Raw genomic sequence first — 21,672 nt, 5'->3', positions numbered from 1 at the left:
CTCCCCTCGGGTCGCTGCGGTCTGCGGGACAGCGGGGGATGACTACTTCCTGTGTCCAAATATTACTTTCCGCTGCCCTGAGGGTGGGCTTGGCGCGCGACGGCGTGTCCGAAACCCTGTCCGCTTCCACCGGGCAGGACCTGGCGCGCCACCGGTGCCGGAGCGTTCCCGTCACCCGGGCGCCCCGACCCCGGTCCCTCACACGGAGTGAAGGTCGGTCAGGACTGCTCGTACTGGTGTAGCTCCTCGGCGAGCACGTCCAGGAAGCGGTCCACCTGCGCGGGGTCGTACCCCGGCCGCGCGCGCGTGGTGGCGAACTGGACCCGCTCCACCTCCGCGGCGGTGAGGGACACCTGGTCCGGACGTCCCTGCTGGAGCATGGCCAGCGTGTACTCGGCGCGGTCCAGGAAGTCGTCGACCTCCTGCTCGTTGTAGCCCGTGGTCAGCCGGGTCGTGGCGAACTGCTGCCGCCGGACGTCCTCGGGGGTCATCCCGAAGCGGCGCGGCGGTCGGCCCGGCATCCCGGTCCCGGTGTGCCTCGGCGGTTCGCCCGGCTGGTGACCGTGCGTCCGCGAGGCGGTGCCCGGGCCGGCGGGGCCGCCCGCGGCCCTGGGGGGCAGGGGAGGCGGCTGCTCCCGGCCGCTGGTGCGCCCGAGCCCGCGTCCGGCCAGGTCGGCGACCACGATGTCGAGGAAGTCGTCGACCTCGTCCTCGCGGTAGCCCGGGCTCAGCCTCGTGGTGCGGAACCGCGCGTTGCGCACCTCGTCGGCCGTGATGAGGGGGCCGGTGCGCGGCCCGCCCTCCAGGGCGACGAGCGTCGCCTCGACCCGGTCGAGGAGTTCGTCGACGTCCTCCTCGTTGTAGCCCGGGCGCAGACGCACCGTGTGGAACTTCTTCTCGCGGATGTCCGCCGGTGTCAGAGGCATGGTCCCCATTGTGCAGTTCCGAGGTTCCCCGGGCGGTCATCCCCGTGCTGTGCGCGACTCGGCGTCGGCGAGCCGCTCCACGAGGTCGGACAGGACGTGGGAGACCTGGTCGCGGTCGTATCCGCGCAGGACCAGGTCCAGGGTGGCATCCCGCAGCTCCTGGGCGGTGATGGGCTCCGGGGTCTGCTCGGGGGGCAGACCGGTGATCGGTATCGCCGCGTCGGTGAAGGCCGGGGTGCCGGTGAGCGTGGCCAGGGTGAAGTTGACGCGGTCGAGGAGGTCGTCCACCTGGCGGCGGTGAAAGCCCCGCAGGATCACGTCGAAGGCGGGCAGGGGCTGGGGCGCAGGGGACGTCATGGACGCATTATGCCTGCCAGGGGGTGTCCGCCGCCACACTCGCGGGCGTTCGTGGCCGGGTGCGGACGTTCCCGTGTCCTCCTCACCGGCGCATGAGGTAGTCGGCCAGGCCGCGGGCGATGGCGTCGGCGGCCCGCTCACGCCACTCGGGGTCCTCCATGAGCGCGGCGTCCTCGGCGTTGCGCATGTTGCCCGTCTCCAGGAACACCTTGGGCACGTCGGACATGTTCAGCCCGCCCAGGTCGGTGCGCTCGTCCAGGCCCTCGTCGGCGAGGTAGTCGGCGTGGGGGACGCCGCTGCCCTCCAGGTACGCGCGGTGGAGGTCCTCGGCGAGCAGCCGGGAGGGCTCCACGATGTCGTCGGTGAAACCGCTGACGCCGCCCGGCATGATGACGTGGAACCCGCGTCCGGACTCGGGGCCGCCGTCGGCGTGGAGGGACACGGCCGCGTCCGCCTCAGCGTCGTTGCCGATGCCCGCGCGCTCGTCGATGCACGGTCCGACGCCCTCGTTGTCCTCGCGGGTGAGGACGACGGTGGCGCCGTCCTCCTCCAACCTCTCCTTGACCAGGACGGACAGGTCCCAGTTGAACTCGTGCTCGGCGTACCCGCTGGCGGTCTCGGCGCCCACGGTGTCGCAGGCCTTCTCGTTCGGTCCGGCGGGGACCGTCTCGCTGATCTCGTCGGGCGCGGAGGCGTTGCCGCCGTTGTGGCCGGGGTCGATGACGACGACCCGGGCGCGGAGGGGGCCCTCGTCCGCGGGCCCGCCGTCGGATCCCCTGGCGTCCCCGCCGGGGGCGCCGCCTCCGGACGGGCCGGCGCCGTCCTCGGGCCCGGGAAGCGGCGGGGCCGCGGTGGGGTCGGCGGCGGACGGTGTCCCGGGCGCCGAGCAGGCGGCGGTGAGGATGAGGAGCGAGGAGGCGAGGGACAGGGCGCGGGTGGCGCGGCTCCGGGGCCCTGGCGGTGCGGAGACGGGCATGCCCACAACCTAGCCGTTCGCGGTGCCCGGAACCTACCCCCGAAAGGGGGCGTGCGCCGGGGGAGCGCGGTCGGCGCGGGGACACGGGAGCCGGTCGGTCGGACGGGCGGAGGGCGCCGGACCGCACGGTGGACCGCGGGGGAACGCCGGGTGGCGGAAGCCATTCAAAGACATTTCCGCGCGACACACTTATTGGTAAGACGCTTGACTCGGAGTTGGGTTTACAGGGTTCGCGAAAATTTTTCCGTAGCGAATGGCTGTGTCGCCCAGGGTAACAGAAGTGTCCACTGTGATCCTTTTGTTATTCTTTTGGTTGAGTTCTTGCTTTGTGTGGATGTAGGCTCCTGTGTAGGAAATGGGAAGTGCTTCCGATTCGGCCCCGCAGGCTCCTTGCTCTTGTGGTTGCGGCCGTTTCCACCCGTTTTCGCTGGCAGGGGGCTTCTGTGTGCCCCCGCCGTCCCCCATCCGACCCTGGTTCGTGTCCGCGCCCCCGGGCTCCCCACGCCTGTGGTGGATATGCGTATCCAGGCCAGTCCGACGAGTTCGGACTGTGGCGATCCGAAGAGGATTGACTTGAAGAACACCCGCGTTACAGCGCGCCGCATTCTGCAGGGTAGTGCCGCTTTCGCCGCCCTGGGCGCGCTCAGCATTGCCACGGCTCTTCCCGCCGCCGCCGACTCCGAGATTGCTGGCTGGGCTCGTGCCCACGTCGCCTACGGGTCCGGTGCTGCCGATACCTATGTCACCCCGCAGGGGCAGGAGGACAGCGGCTCCAACGGTGGCCAGTTCGTCATTGACGACTATCTCACCATCGACGCCTCCACCACGGCCACGGTGAATGCCAATGGCGCCTCATCCACGACCACAGTGAACAGTGCCCGCCTCGTGTTCACCGCTTCCGATCTCGGGGAGATTCTCGACCAGATCGAGGAGGAGGAAGAGAACGACGAGGACGATGAGGGTGATGGTGCCGGGGGCGACCCGTCGCCGAGTCCTTCCGACGGTGAGGGCAACGATGGTGACACCGGCGGCGACGAGGGTGATGGTGCCGGGGGCGACCCGTCGCCGAGTCCTTCCGACGGTGAGGGCAACGATGGTGACACCGGCGGCGACGAGGGTGATGGTGCCGGGGGCGACCCGTCGCCGAGTCCTTCCGACGGTGAGGGCAACGATGGTGACACCGGCGGCGACGAGGGTGACGGCAACGACGATGAGGTCGGTGGTGGTGGGACCGACAGTCAGGACCCCGTGCCCACCCCGAGTGCAGATCCCGAGGTCACCACGCTGAGCGAGGAGAACACTGAGTTGTCCTCCAACGGTGAGGAGATCGTCCTCGACGTCACGATCACCGGGGCGAGTGTCACCACCACCCAGAGTTGGAGTGGTGAGGAGAAGTACTCGTACGTGGAAGGCACGGTCAGCGAGACCGTGAACGAGGTCGACGCCAAGGTCGGCCCGCCGGTCCTGGGGGAGGAGGGTATCCACGAGACCGACGACGCGGGTTACGCCTGGGAAGACGCCCACGCCAGCCTGCTCCTGGACTTCACCGTCCCGGAGTACTTCGGCGGCCAGTACACCCTCGGGTCGGCTTACGCCGGCATCGGTGTCAGGTCGACCGACAACGATGGTGGCACCGGTGGCGGTGACGGCGGTAACGACGGCAAGGACGAGGACGAGGGCGACGACAAGAACCCGCCGAACCGCGACCCCGAGACGCTGCCCAAGCCGGAGCCCAAGGCGACCGAGTCCCTGGCCCAGACCGGCAGCCCGGTCGGCGGCCTGATCGCGGCCGGTGCCGCGATCGCCGCCGGTGGTGGCGCGGCCGCGTACTTCGCCCGCCGCAAGAAGAACACCGCTGCCTCCGCCGCGGAGACCAGCGAGGGCTAGGCCTAGCTTGACGGTCGGCTGAGCCGACCGGGCCCCGGGGACGTGTTCCCCGGGGCCTTCCTGTGTTTCCAGCCCCCTTGCCTCCCCTCGGTTCCACCGTCCCGGCCCTCGGCACCCGGCACCCGGGCCCGTCCTTGGACACTTCTGTCGGACCTGCGCCCGCGACCCCGGAACTTCTTGCCAATTGCCTCCGTTATCTGGTGGTTGGTGCATATATGTCTGCCGATCGCCGTACGAGAGATGGTTTCCGTTTTGTGATCCAGGGGTTAGGCTCGCGGTAGCGGCCCCTCCACGCGCCGTAGACCGGTAAGTCCCCTCCGGGGCGGGAGGGCCCCGGTGCCGAACCGCCCCGCACACCGCGGCCGACCCTTCCAGGACGGCCCGGCAACCCTGTCCGCCGCCCGCGGTGGACACGGGCCGACCCCCGGGTCGGACATCCCCCAGATACAACAGGAGTGTTGTGGTGTCTCCCGCCAAGTCGACCGCACGCCGCCTCGCCAGCGCCGGCGCCCTGTTCACCGCACTCGGCGTGATCGGCTCCGTGTCCGTGCCGCCGGCCCTGGCGGACCAGCTCGTCTGGGGGAACGCCCAGGCCTGGGTGGCCGACGGCGACGTCGTCACCGGCTACTCGACCGCCACCGGCTTCGGCGGTACGACCGAGGGCAGCGCCACGGCCGACGACGTCTTCGGCCCGATGGCGGACTACCTGGAGGTCGACGGCGAGAGCTACACCGTGGTCGACGACGCGGGGGCGCGTGCCGCCTCCACCGTGCGGACCGCGTCCTTCCGGATGGGTGTGGCCGACCTCGCCGCCCACGGGATGATCGACGTACCGCCGGACGCGGCGCTCGCCGACCCCTCACCGCTCCCCGTCCCCTCCCCGGCCCCCCTGCCCTCCTCGGCCGCCGAGCCGGTGGAGAAGGAGCCCGCGCCGTTGCGGGACGGGCCCGCCCCGGGCGACGGGGGGACCGTGGACGGCGAGGGGGGAACCGGGACCGACGGAGGTGTCAACGCCGCTCCCGGGGGCCAGGAGGAGGCCCAGGCGGGCGGGACGCCCTCAGAGAACCCCTCGCACGAACCGCTGGGGGCCACCGCGTCCCCCACCGCCTCCCCCACCCCGTCCCCCAGCGCCTCTCCGGGCGAGGACGACGTGTTCGTCCTCGACGAGACCGGTTCCGAGACGGTCTCCGCCGACGGCAACGCGGTGGAGTTCACCCTCGCCGACGTGACCACCACGGCCACCGCCTCGTACGGGGGCGAGACCGGGGCGACGTTCGCGCACGGCGACCTGACCGCGTTCGGCTCCTCCGTGGGACCGCTGGAGGCGGGCGAGGACGGGATCGTGGTGCGCGACCTCCTGGAGGTGCTCGACGAGGACGGCGACGTGGTCCTGGAGGTGCCCGTCAGCGTCCGCTTCGTGGCCGCCGAGACGGCCTTCGGGGACGAGGACCCCGAGTGGGAGGGCCGGGGGAGCCGCAGCTGGGTGACCGTGTGGGTGCAGGTGGGCGAACCCGAGGAGGAGAAGGGGTTCGCGGTGGACTTCGCGGACTCGTGGGTCCTCGGCTCCACCCGCGCCGCGAGCACGTCACCGGTGCCCGGGGACAAGGGCGAGGGGAGCGCGGAGACCGGGGACGCGGCCGGGGGCGTCGGGCGCCTGGCGACCACGGGCGGCTCGCTCGCCGCGCTGATCACCGCCGCGGTGGTGGCGGTCGGCGGCGGTTCGGCCGCGACCTTCCTGGCCCGCAAGCGCACCACCGCCATGGACGACCGGATCGGCTAGGGCCTGTCTTTTGACCGGGTTTTTTCGCCCGTGGGGTTGTGCGGGCGCCAGCGGGCTTCGGAGATGGCGCGGGCGGGTCCGCGGGGAACGGGTGGACCCGCCCGGGCTCCCGCTCTCCGGGCGCCCGGACACGGATCGGAGCGATGCGGAGGTCCTGGGGAACACCGCCTGGCGGACCTCCCGGCCCCCATGGCGCCGGGGCCGGAACCCGGACCCCGCGTCGGACCCCTGTTCCCGTCCCGGCTCGGTCCCGGCCCGGGACACACGGAAGGCGGGCCTCCTTCTCGGAAGACCCGCCCTCGACCATTGTCAGCCTTGCCCGGCCTTGTTAGCAGCCGGAGCCTGCCTGACCGTTTCCCCCCGGAACCGGCACAGACCGGGAGATCACTCCGTACGCTGGCTGGGGATTCCGGCCAGCAGGGCGCGGACCTCAGTCTCGCGGTAGCGGCGATGTCCGCCCAAGGTGCGGATCGAGGTCAGCTTGCCCGCCTTGGCCCAGCGTGTCACGGTCTTGGGATCCACGCGGAACATGGTGGCAACCTCGGCGGGGGTCAACAGGGGCTCCGCCTCGGGCGTGCGAGTTGACATGTGTACGGCCTCTCCTCCTGGATCTGTGTGCCGATCCTTGAGCCTTAATCCTGGCACTTGGCCCGGATGTCCAATATTCCCTCTAGGTCTATATTGGCATCACCCGAGGTGATTGTACGACCACTCCAAGCAACTTTGCACATGGGAGGCCAGAAAGCCGCCCGTGGCCGCGTCACGCTAAGTGATTCTAGCGACACGTTTAGTGGCATGTGGCGTATTCGGTCAAAACTTCGTTCTCCGGCCTCGTTTTTCTCGATCCGGAGTTCCCGAAGTGCTACGTAGGCCTGTCCGAAACCCGGTGTCGCGCTCCGGGGGGAGGAGGGCGTGGCCCTGGGCGGCCGCCGTGTGGGGGGTCTGGAGCGGACCGGCGGAGGCGGGACTGCGTGCGCTTCGTCTGGTGGGTCGGTATGCGCGGAACGCCCGTGTGGCAAGGGTTTCGTGGTTACTCAGAGTGCACTCAGTGATCGGCTGGTCACAGTCTACGTCGATCCCTATCGGGCGTTATGCCCAGTTTCACGACGCTTGATGTCGTGCGCGGACGACGTCCGGGCTCACACCGTTGCTACGTGCGCAAAGGTCTTCGGAGGGGGCCGAGAAACCTGGTGTACCAGGTTGGACACCGGCGTGGCGCGCGCGTGCCCCGGCCATGCGGAGACGACGGAAGGCATGCGTGTGTCCACGAAAAACTGGGGATACCGTAACTCTCAGTTGGCGTGCTCCAGGGCGCGTACCGACCTCCAGCGCCGCGTGAGCCTCTCCCGCAACTCCAGCACGCGCTCGACCTCCCCCGCCGCCAGGGCTTCCACCGCCCCCGACACCTCGGCCACCGAGTGGTCCTCGCTCAGGTGGTCGTCGTCGAGCAGGTGCGGCAGGCCCCCGTAGTCCAGCTCCAGCAGCGAGTCGGGATGGGCCGTCAGGGACAGCCAGTCCGCCAGGTTCTCGGTCGAGGCCGACACCCCCTGCTCCCCGATGTGCTCCCGCAGCACCGCCAGCGTGTGTTCGACCCGGCGCATGGCCAGCGAGGTCCGCGTCAGGTACAGCAGCGTCCGGGTGGAGTTGGACGACAGCACCAGGCACCGCTCCTGGGACTGGAAGGGCACGAACCAGGGGACCGGGATGGTCCAGTTGCTCGACAGGATGCCCGGCCGCACCAGCGCGCCCGAGTCCCGCCACTCCCGGTAGCGCTCCGCGGTGCGCTCGGCCTCGGGGACCGGCACGAACGCCCCGCTCACGCCCGCCGGCATCGTGTCGGTGAACTCCGTGAAGGCCCGCCACGAGCGCAGCCTCGTCTGCCACGGGCAGACGTACAGGCGCTCGTTCACCCGCCGCAGGTAGGCGTTGCGGCTCTCCTCCGCCGGCGCCACCACCGGGGGGGTCGTGACCACCCGCCGCAGGCTCTCGGCGTGCTCGGCCGCCAGCGCGTTGATCCGCCGCGGCCGGTCGGGCGAGGCCGCGTACTCCTCCCAGTAGCTGCGGTCGCACGGGGAGAACGCGTGGATCGGCTGGTAGACGCGGAGGTAGGCGGTGTAGGGCAGCACGAACGCATCGTGGCACATATCGTTGCGTGTGGCACTCACCGCTGCGATCCCCTGACAGGCCGTCGTTCCGTGTGCGCACCACGTCCGTCACACCCGGGTGGCGTAGGCACGACGGGGGCCGACCAGGTACGGTTGTATGTGTACGTAAGCTGGCGCCTGTCGTCAGTCGCGTTTGACGGCCGTCAGCCCGATAGTGCGGGTTAGTAAGTGATCTGGGGTTCGTCGGAACCCAATCGTTGAGGGGGTCGAGCCAATGGGGCGCGGCCGAGCCAAGGCCAAGCAGCAGAAGGTCGCCCGGAAGCTCAAGTACAGCTCCGGCGGGACCGACCTTGATCGGCTGCGGTCGGAGCTGGGTGTCGCTGAGGACGAGGGGTCTACCTCCGGGCCGTCGGGCCCGGACGATGCCTACGCGGATCCTCACGACGACCTGGTCGACCGTTACGCGGATCTTGCCGACAAGTACTCGGACTCCGACAAGTAGCACCTGGTCGGCCGAGACTTTCAGGTCGCTCGGACAACAACCGCTGACCTGTGGCGGTCACGGCTTTCCGACTCGGAAGCCGTAGCGGACAGGTGGATATAGCCGGTGCGAACCACCCTGGTGGTTCGCACCGGCTATGTTCGCGTCCGTTCACGCGTACTCGCCGGTCAGGACGGCCTGCCCGGAACCGGCCGTCACCGTGCCCAGCCACCAGGCCGGGACACCTCGGTCGGCCAGCACCTCCAGTGCGCGTGCGGCGTCCTCCGCCGCGACGATCGCCACCATGCCCACGCCCATGTTGAACGTGGCCTCCATGTCCTCGCGGCTCACCCCGCCCCTGTCGGCGAGGTGGCCGAACACGGGGGCGGGCGACCAGGTGGCGCGGTCCAGCTCCGCGTCCAGGTGGTCGGGCAGGGACCGGGAGAGGTTGGCCGCCAGGCCGCCGCCCGTGACGTGTGCGTAGGCGTGCACCTCCACCGCGCCGGTCAGCGCGACGCAGTCCTTGGCGTACACACGGGTCGGTGTGAGCAGGACCTCGCCCAGTACCCCGTCCAGCTCGGGGACGTGTGCGAACAGGTCCAGGTTCGCCCGGTCCACGATGTGCCGGATGAGCGAGTAGCCGTTGGAGTGCGGCCCCGAGGAGCCCATGGCGATGACCGCGTCGCCCTCGCGGACCCGGTCCTGGCCGAGGATCGCGTCGCCCTCCACCACGCCGGTGCCCGCACCGGCGAGGTCGTACTCGTCGGGCTCCATGGCGCCCGGGTGCTCGGCGGTCTCCCCGCCGATCAGCGCGCAGCCCGCCTGGTGGCAGCCCTCCGCGATGCCGCCGACGATCTCGGCGATGCGCTCGGGGACCACCGCGCCGCAGGCGACGTAGTCGGTCATGAACAGGGGCTCGGCGCCGCTGACCACGAGGTCGTCGACGACCATCGCCACCAGGTCGATGCCGATGGTGTCGTGCTTGTCCATCTGCTGGGCGAGCAGCACCTTGGTGCCCACGCCGTCGGTGGAGGTGGCCAGGACCGGGTCCTTGTACCTGCTCGTGTCGAGCCGGAACAGGCCCGCGAAGCCGCTGGCGTCGGTCACCTGCTCGGGCCGGCGGGTGCGCGCCACGTGGCGCTTCATCAGGTCGACGGCGCGCTCACCGGCGGCGATGTCCACGCCCGCGGCCGCGTACGCGCCCGTCGTCCCCGTGCTGTCGGCTGCCACGCGAGTTCTCCTCGTGCTGTGTTGCGTTGGTGGTGCGGTTCCGGCGGCCCGCCCCCGGGCACGGCGGAGCCGCCGCGCCGGGTTCCGGTCCGGCTCGGACTACTTGTCGCTGGTGGCCAGGGTGGAGCCCTCGGGCGTGCCGCAGGCCTTCTCCAGCAGGTACTTGCCCTGGGAGTCGGCGTCCACCTCGATCGGGTACACGCCGTCGAAGCAGGCCCGGCACAGGTCGTTCTTGGGCACCTCCGACGCGGCGATGAGCTCGTCGAGGTCCACATAGGCCAGGGAGTCGGCGTTCACCGACTCGGCGATCTCCTCCACGGTCAGGTTCGCGGCGATGAGCTCGGCGCGGGTGGCGAAGTCGATGCCGTAGTAGCAGGGCCACAGCACGGGCGGGCTGGAGATGCGCACGTGGACCTCGGCGGCGCCCGCGTCGCGCAGCATCCGCACCAGGGCGCGCTGGGTGTTGCCGCGCACGATCGAGTCGTCCACGACCACCAGGCGGCGGCCCTCGATGACCTCGCGCAGCGGGTTGAGCTTGAGCCGGATGCCCAGTTGGCGCAGGGTCTGGCTCGGCTGGATGAAGGTGCGTCCCACGTAGGAGTTCTTCACCAGGCCCTGGGCGAAGGGGATGCCGCTGGCCTCGGCGTAGCCGACCGCGGCGGGCGTGCCGGACTCGGGCACCGGGATGACCAGGTCGGCCTCCACCGGGTGCTCCCTGGCCAGGCGGCGGCCCGTCTCCACACGGGTGGAGTTGACGTTGCGGCCCGCGATGGTGGTGTCGGGGCGGGCGAGGTAGACGTACTCGAACAGGCAGCCCTTGCGGCGGGCGGGTGCGAAGCGGCGGGACCGGACCCCGCGCTCGTCGATGGTGAGGAGCTCACCGGGCTCGATCTCGCGGACCACGGTGGCGCCCACGATGTCCAGCGCGGCGGTCTCGCTGGCGACCACCCAGCCGCCCGCGTCGGAGGTCTCGCCCAGGCGGCCCAGCACGAACGGGCGTATGCCCTGCGGGTCGCGCGCCGCGTACAGGGTGTTCTCGTCCATGAACACCAGGGAGAAGGCGCCCCTGACCTTCGGGAGGAGCTCGACCGCCGCGTCCTCCACCGAGCTGCCGTGCTTGGCGCGGTCGGCCAGCAGGTTCGTGAGGACCTCGGTGTCCGTGGTGGCGTCCCGACGGGTGTCGGGCAGCATCGCCGCCAGTTCCGGGGTGTTGATCAGGTTGCCGTTGTGGCCGAGCGCCAGACCCCCCTCACGCGCCGTGTAGAAGGTCGGCTGGGCGTTCTCCCACACCGGCGAACCGGTGGTCGAGTAACGGCAGTGGCCGATCGCGAGGTGGCCGCGCAGGGAGTCCAGGGTCGCCTCGTTGAAGACCTGGGAGACGAGTCCCATGTCCTTGTAGACGACGATCCGTTCCCCGTCGCTCAGCGCGATGCCCGCGGACTCCTGTCCGCGGTGCTGCAGGGCGTAGAGGCCGAAATAGGTGAGCTTGCTGACTTCTTCGCCGGGTGCCCAGACCCCGAAGACACCGCAGGCGTCCTGCGGGCCGCGTTCGAGCGGATCGAGGTCCATGGAGAGCCGGCCGTCGGAGTACGACACACCCACAGCTTAGTGCCTGGCCGTCGGCCCGGCACCACCCGGGGGAGGTACCGGCCACAGGGGCAGGTGCCCGGACAGGTCGGAGCGGGCTCCGCTGGCCTGCACCAGGTGTGCGGAGACGGCCTGTTCCCAGGGGAGGCGTCCGGTGGCCACGCGGAGCCAGGTGAGGGGGTCGGTCTCCACGACGCCCGGCGGGGTGCCCCGGGTGTGCCGCGGCCCCTCGACCGCCTGGACGGCGCCGTACGGCGGCACGCGCACCTCCAGGCTGTGACCGGGGGCGCGGTCCGCGAGCACCGCGAGACTGCCCCGTACGGCGGCCTTGACGGCCGCGCGCAGCGGCTCGTCGGCGCGCAGCACCGCGTCCGCGCAGGCGGCGACGGCGGCCTCGTCACCACCCTCGAAGGGGGCCTCTCCCAGCGCGGAGAGCTGTTCGTCCAGGGACTCGCGCAGGCGCCGCGCGGCGCTCGCGCTCAGAGCGGAAGGCATGGGCGAAAGCCTACGGGGCGGGTCGGCGAGCCGCGGGGCATCGGGTGGGTGAACGAGGCGGGTACTTGTCATTGCCGAGAAATAGACCGAAGGTGGACATCGGGGAACATCGGCGGAACTGTTCGCCGGTCTCCACTCGATTGGGTGATTCCTGTCTCAGCGCACCGCTGGTCAGCGGGAGCGGGACACGGTAGCGTCCCGAACCGTCCCGGTGTTGTCGAGATTGGGAGGATTGCGATGGACCCCCTACCCCCAGGGCGTTCCATACGGCGGCACCGACAGAGATGAACAAGGGGTAACCAGGTCCGTGTCCGCCCGTCCCCGCGGCGCCGGACCCGTACGGCCCTGCCCTGACGCGCGGGACCGGACGGCCCGCGCGCTTACCATCCACCAAGGAACACCACCGCACCATCGGGAGAACGACGTGCGCCTGCGCTTGCGCCCGCGTGATGACAGTTACTACGAGATGTTCACCGACTCGGCGAACAACCTGGTCATCGCGGCCCGCCTGCTGGTGGAGCTGATGAGCGACGGGGCTGACCGCGAGGCCATCACCGAGAAGATGCGCGCCTGTGAGCACGCGGGTGATGACGCCACCCACGCGATCATGCGCCGCCTCAACAAGAGTTCGGCGACACCCATTCACCGTGAGGACATCTACCGACTGGCCTCGAACCTGGACGACGTCATGGACTCCATGGAGGCCGCCGTCGACCTGATCGGCCTCTACGGCCTGGAGCGCCTTCCCAAGGGGATCATCGACCAGATCGAGGTGCTGGAGCGCGCCGCCGAGCTGACCGCCGAGGCCATGCCCCGGCTCCGCGCGCTGGAGGACCTGAACCGGTACTGGATCGAGATCAACCAGCTGGAGAACCAGGCCGACCGCATCTACCGCAAGCTCCTCGCCCGCCTGTTCAGCGGGGAGTACGACGCCCTGACCGTCCTCAAGCTCAAGGACGTCATCGAGGAGCTGGAGACGGCCGCCGACGCGTTCGAGCACGTCGCGAACACCGTGGAGACCATCGTCGTCAAGAACGGCTGAGAACGCCCCGGATCCCCCGAACGAGACCCCCGACATCCCGAACGAGACCCCCGTGAGGACCGGCGGCGGGCGGCAGGCGTGCCCTCCTGCCCGCCGAGGGGCCCCAGGAGGTGCCAAGGCGGCCCGGGGCCGCCGAGGCCGCCCTTGGCGCGAGGAGGCGGGCGGGGGGCTACAGGCCGGTGATCTCGCGGGCGGGGACGGTCCGCCGGGACAGCACCTCCACGAGGTGGGCGAAGAACCCGTCGGCGTCGACCTCCTCGACCACCGTCGCGTTCGCCTCCAGCCCGTGGACACCCCAGGACATGGCCGCGTACCCGCGGGTCAGCTCCCCCGAGGTCTCCACGTCCACGTGGTACCGCCCGGAGCGGCGCACCAGGTCCGGGTGCAGCAGTACCGCGGCGGTCAGTGAGTCCGGGTGCGTGGTGCCGTCGATACCCACCCTGCGGTCGAACTCCAGCGTCGCCGCGCACACGCGGCCGAAGAAGTCCGAGAGGGGGGTGCCGAGGGCGGCGACGGTGTCCAGCCGCTCCTGGTCGAACACCGCGTCGCGCAGGGTCAGCGGGTCCCACGGGACCACGGTGATCTCGAAGCCCGCGGCGAACACGGCCTTCGCGGCCTCCGGGTCGACGTAGAAGTTGAACTCCGCGGCGGCGGTGATGTTGCCGCGGCCGTTGTTGGACCCGCCCATGACGTACAGGGCGCCGACGTTGCTGACGAAGTCCGGGTCCTTGGCCATGGCCATCGCGATGTTGGTCAGCGGCCCGATCGCCACGATCGACAGCTCACCGGGGTGCTCGGCGGCCAGCCGGACCAGGGCGTCCACCGCGTGCTCCCGCTCGGGCTCCAGTCCCGAGCAGTCCATGGACAGGCCCCCCGACCCGTCGCCGTGCACGTTCTCCGCGCTCACCCACGGCCGCACGATCGGGCGGCGGGAGCCCAGGTGCACGGGCACCTCGCCGAGGCGCCCGGCGACGCTGAGGGTGAGGAAGGCGTTGCGCACCTGCTGTTCGAAGCCCACGTTCCCGGCCACCATGGTGATGGCGCGCAGGTCGGCCTCCGGGTCCAGCAGCCCGACGAGGAGGGCCACGCAGTCGTCCTGAGCGGTGTCGGTGTCGATCACCAGTGGTGTGGTCACGCTTCTCCTCTTGCCCGCCGCCGTCGGTCGCCTCCGATGGGAGACGAGTATGCAACGGATCGGCCGAAGCGGCCACTCGATCACCGGCCACTCTCGGGGAGGTGCAGGTGACGGATCGGCCGAAGCGGCCACTCTCGGGGAGGTGCAGGTGACGGATCAGCCGAACCGGCCACTCCGTCACCGGCCACTCCGGGGGTGCTGCGGGTGACGGATCAGCCGAACCGGCCACTCGATCACCGGCCACTCTCGGGGAGGTACAGGTGACGGATCAGCCGAACCGGCCACTCGATCACCGGCCACTCTCGGGGAGGTACAGGTGACGGATCGGCCGAACCGGCCACTCGATCACCGGCCACTCGATCACCGGCCACTCTCGGGGAGGTATAGGTGACGGATCAGCCGAACCGGCCGGTGATATAGTTCTCGGTCTCCTTCTTCTCCGGCCGCGTGAACATCTGGTTCGTCTCGCCCATCTCGATGAGCTTGCCGGGCTTGCCCGGGGCCGACAGGTTGAAGAACGCCGTCCGGTCGGACACACGAGCCGCCTGCTGCATGTTGTGCGTGACGATGACGATCGTGTAGTCCTCCTTCAACTCGTGGATGAGGTCCTCGATCGCCAGGGTCGAGATCGGGTCCAGAGCCGAGCAGGGCTCGTCCATCAGCAGTACCGACGGCTTCACCGCCGTGGCGCGGGCGATGCACAGCCGCTGCTGCTGACCGCCCGAGAGGCCCGCACCGGGCCTGTTCAGCCGGTCCTTGACCTCCTCCCACAGGTTCGCGCCGCGCAGCGACTCCTCCACCAGGTCGTCCGCCTCGGACTTGCTCATCCGCCTGCTGTTGAGCCGGGCGCCGGCGATGACGTTGTCGTAGATGGACATCGTCGGGAAGGGGTTGGCCTTCTGGAAGACCATGCCGACCTCGCTGCGCACCATGACCGGGTCCACGTCGGGCCCGTAGATGTCCAGGTCGTCCAGGAGCACCTTGCCCTCGGCACGGGCGCCGGGGGTCACCTCGTGCATCCGGTTGAGGGTCCGCAGGAAGGTGGACTTGCCGCAGCCGGACGATCCGATGAACGCCGTCACCGACCGCGGCTCGATGGTCATCGACACGTCCTCCACGGCCAGGAAGTCGCCGTAGTAGACGTGGAGTCCGGAGACGTCGATACGTTTCGCCACTGGAAGTTCCTCGTGAGTCTGCTCCGCGCGCGGGGCGTGGGCGGTTGGTCTGGGGTCAGCGGGCCTTCGGCGCGAACAGGCGGCCGATCATGCGGGCCAGGAAGAACAGCAGCATCACCACCAGGATCAGCGTCAGCGCCGCGGCCCAGGCCCGCTCGTAGTTGATGGCGCCGCCCATGCGGACCTGCGAGTAGATGAACACCGGGAGGTTCATCATCTGCCCGTCGAACAGGTTCCAGTTGATCGACACCGCCGACGTTCCCGCCGTGAGGATCAGTGGAGCCGTCTCTCCGATAACGCGCGCGATGGCGAGCATGATTCCTGTGGTCAGCCCGGCCGCGGAGGTCGGCAGCACCACCTTGGTGATGGTCCGCCACCGGGGCACGCCCAGGGCGTACGCCGCCTCGCGCAGGTCCTGCGGCACCAGCCGCAGCATCTCCTCGCTGGAGCGCACCACGACCGGGATCATCAGCACCGCCAGCGCGATCGCGCCCGCGGCGCCGTTGGTCCGGCCCGGGCCGAACAGCACCATCCACAGCGCCACCACGAACAGGCCGGCGACGATCGACGGGATGCCCGTCATGACGTCGACGAAGAACATGATGAGCTTCTTCATGCGGCCACGGGCGTACTCCACCAGGTAGACGGCGGTCATCACACCGACCGGCACCGAGATGAGCGTGGCCATGCCGGTGATCGCCAGGGTGCCGACGATCGCGTGGTAGGCGCCGCCCGCGTCCATGCTGGGCAGGACGCCGTTCATCGACACCGAGAGGAAGTAGACGTCGAGCCGGGCCATGCCGTTGGTGAGCACGGTCCACAGCACCGACGCCAGCGGCAGCATCGCCAGCAGGAAGCACCCGTAGACGAGCGAGGTGACCAGCCGGTCCTTGGCCTTGCGCCCGTCCTCGACGCGGGCCGAGGCGGTCACGACGATCACCACGTACGCGACGGCGGTGAGCGCCCCCCACAGGAGGAAGCCGAAGGAGGAGAAGGCCAGCAGGACCCCCGCCACCACGGCGGCGCAGGAGGCCAGCAGGACGGCCGGGAAGCGGCGCGGCAGCGTCCCTCCGCGCAGGTCGCGCCGGGGCGCGCCCGTGTCCGGACCGGGCGTGGGGGACTGGGTGGTCGTCGTGTTCATCGTGACTCCTTGTTCCCCCGCGCCACCACGTAGCGCGCGCCCATGTTGACCACGAGGGTGATCGCGAACAGGACCAGGCCGGCGGCGATCAGCGCGGACACGCCGTACCCGGTGGCCTCGGGGTACTGGAGCGCGATGTGCGCGGCGATGGTCTGGTTTCCGCTCTGCAGCAGGTCCCAGGAGAGGACGAGGGAGGGGGACAGGATCATGGCGACGGCCATGGTCTCCCCCAGGGCGCGGCCCATGCCGAGCATGGCGCCGCCGATCACCCCGGACTTGCCGAACGGCAGGACGGCCAGCCGGATCATCTCCCAGCGGGTGGCGCCCATGGCCAGGGCGGCCTCGCGGTGCCCCTGCGGCGTCTGGCGGAACACGTCGCGCGACATCGCGGTGATGATCGGCAGGATCATGACGGCCAGCACCACGCCCGCGGTCAGGATGGTGCGCGCGGAGGTGGAGGCGGGGCCGGAGAACAGCGGGATCCAGCCCAGGTAGCGCGTCATGGCCTGGTACACGGGGACCAGCTGCGGCGCGAGGAAGCCGATGCCCCACAGGCCGTAGACGACGCTGGGGATGGCGGCCAGCAGGTCCACCAGGTAGCCGAGCACCGAGGCCAGCCTGCGCGGCGCGTAGAAGGCGATGAACAGGGCGATCCCGATCGCCACCGGTGTGGCCAGCAGCAGCGCGATGGCCGCGGCGAGCACGGTGCCGAACGCCAGCGCGGCGACACCGAACGCGGGATCCTCGCGGACGTTGGGCTCCCACTCCCGCGTGGTCAGGAAGCCGGCGGTGTTGGCGGCCAGGGACGGCCAGGCCTGAACGATCAGGAAGGCTGCGACCCCGGCGAGGATCAGCAGGATCAGGAGGCCCGAGCCTCGGGCGAGCCCGGCGAAGGCGACGTCGCCGATCCGGCGCTTGCCCGAGGACGGCGGTGCCGTCTCGGGCGCGTCCGTGGTCGTCATGGGTTGACTCCGGTTCGGAAGGTCTCAGGGCGGTTCGCCCGTGCGGTGCGGTGCACCTTCGTGCGTGCCTGGTCTCGTTGTTCCCGACGGGGCGCCGTCCTCCCCGGGGCGGGGGACCGCCCTCCCGTCGAGGGCCCGTCCGGGTTCCGTGTGCGGCCGGTCGCCGGCCGGCCCGCCATGGTCGTGACGTGCGGTGGCCGTATCGCGCCGAATGTGAAGGTAGGCGTGGAAGGTGACGAGTTGTGCCAAGGGAGATGAACGGAAAATGAACGGGGTGTCGCACTCCCGTGGCGATAGGGAAATTGCTCGGTGAATGTGACGCTTCGCACGTCAGGAGGAGTTCTGCCGGCCCCCGTCGGCGGGCGGCGCGTACATCACGTCGGTGTCCCACATGCCGAAGCCGAGCGACTCGTACAGCCGCACGGCGGCCCCGTTGTCACCGTCCACGTACAGGTGCACCCACGGAAGCCCGGCGTCGCGCAGGTGGCGCAGACCGGCCAGGGTCAGTGCGCGGCCGAGCCCGGTGCCCTGCCAGTCGGGGTCCACGCCCACCACGTAGACCTCGCCGACCGGTTCGCCGTCGGTGAGTCCGGCACCGTCGGAGTGGACCTTGGTCCAGTGGAAGGCGGCGACCCGTCCGTCGTTGGCGGCGGCCAGGAAGAAGCCCTCCGGGTCGAACCAGTCCTCCACCTCGCGCTGGAGCAGGTCGTCCAGGGTGAGCTGGCCCTGCTCGGGGTGGTCGGCGAACGCGCGCGCGTTCGCCTCCAGCCAGGCCTGCTCGTCCTGGCCCACCACGAAGGTCCGCAACCGCACCTGGTCGGCCACGTCGGGCCGCAGCTCCGGTTCGGGCAGCTCGGGGGCCGCCCAGGGGCCGCCCGCCTCCCCGGCGGTGAGGTCGCGCAGCGGCATCCGCATCTTGTGGAGTTCGCGGACGGCGGTCCAGCCGTCCTCCCTCGCGACCGAGACCGCCTGCGGGGTGCGCCCGTGCGCCCACACGCGTACCCCGTCGGGGCCGGCGTCCCGGTGGACCGACTCCAGCAGGGCGGTGCCGTGTCCGCGCCCCCGGTGGGCGGGGTCGACGACGACCTCCCCGGAGTCGGGCTCGCCCGGGACCCGTTCGACGAAGGCGAAGCCGACCGCGCGTTCGTCCTCGACGACCAGGTGGAAGCGGCTGCTCCCGGAGGGGGCGCCGTGTCTGACGCGGAGCAGCGTGTGCTCCGACAGAGGGGCGACGCCGTCGGCCGCGCGCGCGGCCTCGGCGAGTGTCAGCACCTGGTCGGCGAGGGCCGGAGCCAGGTCGTCGGTGACTAGCGGGGTGCTCATGGAGCGCAAGCCTACGACGAAGCGGCCACGGGGATTCGGACAGGCACGGCCGCTGAGGGGTTTGTCCTGGTGAGTCGCCCGGCCCCGCGTGGCGGCGGGGCCGGGCCCCGCCTCGGCCCTACCGCTTGCGGCGCTTGCCCTGGTAGCCGACGCCGACCCGGACGCGCCGCACCGGCGCCAGCGGGGTCGCGAGCAGCAGCGCGAGGAGGAACGCCGCGAGCAGCACCGCCGGGGCCATGTTCGGGCCCAGGTCGCCGTGGTCGGCGGCCACCTCGGTGCCGTCGAGCTCGTCGTCGCCGGCCCCCGGGGTCACCGTCGGCAGCTCGGCGAGGTCCTCGGCGCCGGGGGAGACACCGGGAAGGGCGGCCTCGTCGCTCGGCAGCGCCGGGAGGTCGGAGCCGCTGGTGGGCACGTCACTGATGGGGACGTCGCCGACTCCGCCGCCGGTCGAGGACTCCGGGCGCGTGGAGGGGCCTCCCGAACCACCGGAGCCGCCCGAACCACCGGAGCCGCCCGAGTCACCGGACCCCCCCGAACCGCCGGAGTTCCCGGAGTTCCCGGTCCGGTCGTCGTCGCTTTCGGAGGTGCCCGGATCCGGCCGGGACGTCTCCTCGTCGGCGGGGCTCTCGGTTTTGTCCCCGTCCGGCTCGCTGGTGGGCTCCGGGCTCGGCTCCTTGGTGGGGTCCGGCGACGGGGTCGGATCGGGGGAGGGCGTGGGGTCGGGCACGGTCACCGAGACCGTCCACGTGCCGGTGGAGACGGTGTGCCGGGTCGCCGGCCGAAGGTCCGCGCAGTCGACGCCCTCTTGGGCGAGCGCGTAGGTGAGGACCGCCACGACGTCGGTCGTCTCGCTGGGCGTGCCGGTGACCTCGCCCGCGGGCGCCGTCTCGCCCGGAGCGACCTCCCGGGGCTCGAAGCCCCGCGCGCCGAACTCGGGGACGTTCACGGCCAGCCCGGTCAGGCAGATGTCGGCGTCACCGGTGTTGGTCGCGGTGAGGGCGTTGGCCGGGGCCGATCCGCCCGGTTCCACCTCACTGGCGTCGTTCGCGAAGGCGATGACGGCCGACGCGGTGGGCGGCTCGGAGGGGGAGGGCGGGGGTGAGGACGAGGGCGGGGATGAGGGCGAGGCGGAGGGTGGGGGAGAGGCCGGGGCGGAAGGAGAGGAAGAGGCGGAGGACGAGGGACTCGCGGACGGGCCCGGCTCGGCGTACGCCGGGGACATCACGGCGACCAGGCTGGAACCGACGAAGACGGCGCCCAGAGCGGCACCCGCGCGGCGGAGGCCGGGGGTGAGCGGGGAACTCGCGGCGGACGTGGACATCGGGGCGTTCTCCTCCTCGCGGATGACGCGCCAAAACGGTTGCGGCACACCCGGCCGCGGGGAGTTTCGCCGCGCCTGACGTCCCGGCGTTCGGGTGCTCCCCGATCTTAGGACCTGGGGGCGCCGAACACGAGGGTCCACGCTCCCTCTTCCGCACCGTCGGTCATGTCGCGGTGGCGGAGAGCGCGAACGGCTCCGGGGCGCCCGCGCGGTGCACGGGCGCCCCGGAGCCGTCCACGGGTCCGTGCGGGCACGGCCCGCGGACCCCGCCGCTCCGCGCGGCTACCTGTTCTCGGACTCGGCGACCCGGGCGGCGGGCATCGGCTCGGCGTCCTCCACCGGGGCCGAGGGGACCTTGGCCACCGGGTCGGGCACGAAGCGGTAGCCCACGTTGCGTACGGTGCCGATCAGCGACTCGTACTCCGAGCCCAGCTTGGCGCGCAGGCGCCGCACGTGGACGTCGATGGTGCGTGTGCCGCCGAAGTAGTCGTAGCCCCACACCTCCTGGAGCAGCTGCGCCCGGGTGAACACCCGGCCGGGGTGCTGCGCCAGGAACTTGAGCAGCTCGAACTCCTTGAAGGTGAGGTCGAGGATGCGGCCGCGCAGGCGTGCGATGTAGGTGGCCTCGTCGATGACGAGATCGCCCCTGCGGATCTCGTCGGGGTCGTCCGTTCCGGCGTCGGCCGAGCCGACGGCCAGCCGCAGGCGCGCCTCGACCTCCGCGGGACCGGCGGTGGCCAGGACGAAGTCGTCCGCCTGCCAGTCGGGGGTCAGGGCCGCCACGCCGCCCTCGGTGAGGATGACGATCAGCGGGCAGTCCAGGCCGGTGGTGTCGAGCAGGCGGCAGAAGTTGCGGGCCGCGGCGAGATCGGTCCGGGCATCGACCAGAATGGCGTCGACCGGTGCGCCGGATCCGCCGGCCGCGCCCGAGGCCAGCAGGGCTCCGGCCTCGGCCGGCGCCACCCGCACGGAGTGCAGGAGCAGGCCGAGGGCGGGCAGTACGTGGTCCGACGGTTCGTTCGAGTTCGTCAACAGAAGCAGATGGCTCATGCGTCTCTTCTCGTCATCCCGCGCTGTGCGGGCGATCGAAGGCGCCATTGCCCCCGGGTGAAGATGTCTTGTACGTCGCCTCCGAGCAACACAAGGATAATCAACAGATGGCGAAGTGCACTATCAGGTACTGGGCAGCGGCCAAGGAAGCGGCCGGAACGGCCGAGGAAACGGTCACCGCCGACACGCTCGGAGAAGCCCTCGCGGCGGCGTGTCGGCTGCATCCCGACGATCGCTTCCAGCGCGTACTCGGGTCTTCGTCGCTCCTGGTCGACGAACGCCCGGTCGGGCGCAGGCCGCACGGTGAGGTCGAGGTCGCGAACGGGACTGTGATCGAGGTCCTACCGCCCTTCGCGGGCGGGTGAGAGGGCCGAAACAGCCGCGAGACAGGGAGGGAAGATGACGGAAACCCCCGAGTGGGCGGGCCGGGCGCGCGTGGTGATGCTCGGCAAACCGGGGTGCCACCTGTGCGAGGAGGCCTGGTCGGTCATCGAGCGGGTCACCGACGAGCTGGGCGCGGACCGGGGCCAGGAGCAGCTGGACGGTGTGGGAGAGGCCGATCGCGAGGAGTACTGGGACAAGGTCCCGGTCACGTTCGTGGACGGCCGCCGCCACGACTTCTGGAGGGTCAGCGAGGATCGGTTGCGCGCCGCCCTCGGCGGTTGACGGGGAACGCCCCGGGTGAAGAGGAAAGATCGG

21 protein-coding genes are annotated in these 21,672 nt (G+C 71.0%); 6 read left to right on the top strand and 15 right to left on the bottom strand.

Features of this window, described 5'->3' with window-relative positions; translation table 11 throughout:
• Positions 1-218 precede the first annotated feature (218 nt).
• The 3 genes from A6A08_RS23550 to A6A08_RS23540 form a co-directional block, all read right to left on the bottom strand.
• Positions 219-935, bottom strand: coding sequence for a DivIVA domain-containing protein (locus tag A6A08_RS23550; RefSeq protein ID WP_073704816.1), 717 nt, complete (start codon positions 933-935; stop codon positions 219-221).
• Positions 936-962: 27 nt separating this feature from the next.
• Positions 963-1,283 (bottom strand): hypothetical protein, encoded by a 321-nt coding sequence (locus A6A08_RS23545; RefSeq protein WP_073704815.1) that lies wholly within the window; start codon positions 1,281-1,283, stop codon positions 963-965.
• A gap of 82 nt (positions 1,284-1,365) precedes the next feature.
• Positions 1,366-2,259, bottom strand: coding sequence for an N-acetylmuramoyl-L-alanine amidase (locus tag A6A08_RS23540; RefSeq protein ID WP_073704814.1), 894 nt, complete (start codon positions 2,257-2,259; stop codon positions 1,366-1,368).
• Positions 2,260-2,832: 573 nt separating this feature from the next.
• Here A6A08_RS23540 and A6A08_RS23535 point away from each other — a divergent pair.
• Together A6A08_RS23535 and A6A08_RS23530 are read left to right on the top strand one after the other, a co-directional pair.
• The gene (locus A6A08_RS23535; protein ID WP_073705036.1) at positions 2,833-4,146 is read left to right on the top strand and encodes an LPXTG cell wall anchor domain-containing protein; all 1,314 of its coding nucleotides are present in this window, start codon (positions 2,833-2,835) and stop codon (positions 4,144-4,146) included.
• Between the two features lie 463 nt (positions 4,147-4,609).
• Complete coding sequence (locus A6A08_RS23530) at positions 4,610-5,926, top strand: hypothetical protein (protein ID WP_242422844.1); 1,317 nt, start codon at positions 4,610-4,612, stop codon at positions 5,924-5,926.
• Between the two features lie 384 nt (positions 5,927-6,310).
• On the opposite strand, the gene bldC is transcribed toward A6A08_RS23530, so the two are convergent.
• Together bldC and A6A08_RS23520 are read right to left on the bottom strand one after the other, a co-directional pair.
• Positions 6,311-6,514, bottom strand: a complete 204-nt coding sequence (bldC, locus tag A6A08_RS23525) for a developmental transcriptional regulator BldC (RefSeq protein WP_013155387.1) — start codon at positions 6,512-6,514, stop codon at positions 6,311-6,313.
• A gap of 704 nt (positions 6,515-7,218) precedes the next feature.
• On the bottom strand, positions 7,219-8,070 hold the full coding sequence (locus tag A6A08_RS23520) for a hypothetical protein (protein WP_073704812.1): 852 nt from the start codon (positions 8,068-8,070) through the stop codon (positions 7,219-7,221).
• A gap of 235 nt (positions 8,071-8,305) precedes the next feature.
• Here A6A08_RS23520 and A6A08_RS23515 point away from each other — a divergent pair, with 235 nt between their 5' ends.
• Positions 8,306-8,533 (top strand): DUF3073 domain-containing protein, encoded by a 228-nt coding sequence (locus A6A08_RS23515; RefSeq protein ID WP_073704811.1) that lies wholly within the window; start codon positions 8,306-8,308, stop codon positions 8,531-8,533.
• Positions 8,534-8,683: 150 nt separating this feature from the next.
• Here A6A08_RS23515 and purM read toward each other — a convergent pair whose 3' ends face one another.
• From purM to A6A08_RS23500, 3 genes are all read right to left on the bottom strand, one after another.
• Complete coding sequence (gene purM, locus A6A08_RS23510) at positions 8,684-9,742, bottom strand: phosphoribosylformylglycinamidine cyclo-ligase (protein WP_073704810.1); 1,059 nt, start codon at positions 9,740-9,742, stop codon at positions 8,684-8,686.
• 99 nt (positions 9,743-9,841) lie between these two features.
• Positions 9,842-11,338, bottom strand: a complete 1,497-nt coding sequence (purF, locus tag A6A08_RS23505; protein ID WP_073705035.1) for an amidophosphoribosyltransferase — start codon at positions 11,336-11,338, stop codon at positions 9,842-9,844.
• Between the two features lie 9 nt (positions 11,339-11,347).
• Positions 11,348-11,824 carry a sterol carrier family protein gene (locus A6A08_RS23500; RefSeq protein ID WP_073704809.1) on the bottom strand — a complete coding sequence of 159 codons (477 nt, stop codon included), beginning with the start codon at positions 11,822-11,824 and terminating at the stop codon, positions 11,348-11,350.
• A gap of 424 nt (positions 11,825-12,248) precedes the next feature.
• On the opposite strand from A6A08_RS23500, the gene A6A08_RS23495 reads away from it, so the two are divergent.
• Positions 12,249-12,866 (top strand): DUF47 domain-containing protein, encoded by a 618-nt coding sequence (locus A6A08_RS23495; RefSeq protein WP_073704808.1) that lies wholly within the window; start codon positions 12,249-12,251, stop codon positions 12,864-12,866.
• A gap of 169 nt (positions 12,867-13,035) precedes the next feature.
• Here the strand turns inward: A6A08_RS23495 and A6A08_RS23490 are convergent, their stop codons facing one another.
• The 7 genes from A6A08_RS23490 to A6A08_RS23455 form a co-directional block, all read right to left on the bottom strand.
• On the bottom strand, positions 13,036-14,001 hold the full coding sequence (locus A6A08_RS23490) for a nucleoside hydrolase (protein WP_073704807.1): 966 nt from the start codon (positions 13,999-14,001) through the stop codon (positions 13,036-13,038).
• Positions 14,002-14,396: 395 nt separating this feature from the next.
• Positions 14,397-15,176: a phosphate ABC transporter ATP-binding protein PstB gene (gene pstB, locus A6A08_RS23485; RefSeq protein WP_073704806.1), complete on the bottom strand. Its 780-nt coding sequence runs from the start codon at positions 15,174-15,176 to the stop codon at positions 14,397-14,399.
• A gap of 55 nt (positions 15,177-15,231) precedes the next feature.
• Positions 15,232-16,317, bottom strand: coding sequence for a phosphate ABC transporter permease PstA (gene pstA, locus A6A08_RS23480; RefSeq protein WP_073704805.1), 1,086 nt, complete (start codon positions 16,315-16,317; stop codon positions 15,232-15,234).
• Positions 16,314-17,279 carry a phosphate ABC transporter permease subunit PstC gene (pstC, locus tag A6A08_RS23475; RefSeq protein ID WP_073704804.1) on the bottom strand — a complete coding sequence of 322 codons (966 nt, stop codon included), beginning with the start codon at positions 17,277-17,279 and terminating at the stop codon, positions 16,314-16,316. Before pstC ends, pstA begins: the two co-directional genes overlap by 4 nt.
• A 330-nt stretch (positions 17,280-17,609) precedes the next feature.
• Complete coding sequence (gene mshD, locus A6A08_RS23470) at positions 17,610-18,602, bottom strand: mycothiol synthase (protein WP_073704803.1); 993 nt, start codon at positions 18,600-18,602, stop codon at positions 17,610-17,612.
• Positions 18,603-18,720: 118 nt separating this feature from the next.
• Entirely contained in the window at positions 18,721-19,923 is a 1,203-nt protein-coding gene (locus A6A08_RS23465; RefSeq protein WP_143181828.1) for a hypothetical protein, read from the bottom strand.
• Positions 19,924-20,205: 282 nt separating this feature from the next.
• Entirely contained in the window at positions 20,206-20,973 is a 768-nt protein-coding gene (locus A6A08_RS23455; RefSeq protein ID WP_073704800.1) for a response regulator transcription factor, read from the bottom strand.
• Between the two features lie 107 nt (positions 20,974-21,080).
• On the opposite strand from A6A08_RS23455, the gene A6A08_RS23450 reads away from it, so the two are divergent.
• Positions 21,081-21,338 carry a MoaD/ThiS family protein gene (locus A6A08_RS23450; protein ID WP_073704799.1) on the top strand — a complete coding sequence of 86 codons (258 nt, stop codon included), beginning with the start codon at positions 21,081-21,083 and terminating at the stop codon, positions 21,336-21,338.
• Between the two features lie 34 nt (positions 21,339-21,372).
• On the top strand, positions 21,373-21,639 hold the full coding sequence (locus A6A08_RS23445) for a glutaredoxin family protein (protein ID WP_073704798.1): 267 nt from the start codon (positions 21,373-21,375) through the stop codon (positions 21,637-21,639).
• The last annotated feature ends 33 nt before the right edge of the window (positions 21,640-21,672 follow it).

The organism is Nocardiopsis sp. TSRI0078, assembly GCF_001905145.1.
Lineage (GTDB): Bacteria > Actinomycetota > Actinomycetes > Streptosporangiales > Streptosporangiaceae > Nocardiopsis.
Note: the sequence above shows the minus strand (reverse complement) of the source record. Positions and strands in the feature narration are given on the sequence as shown.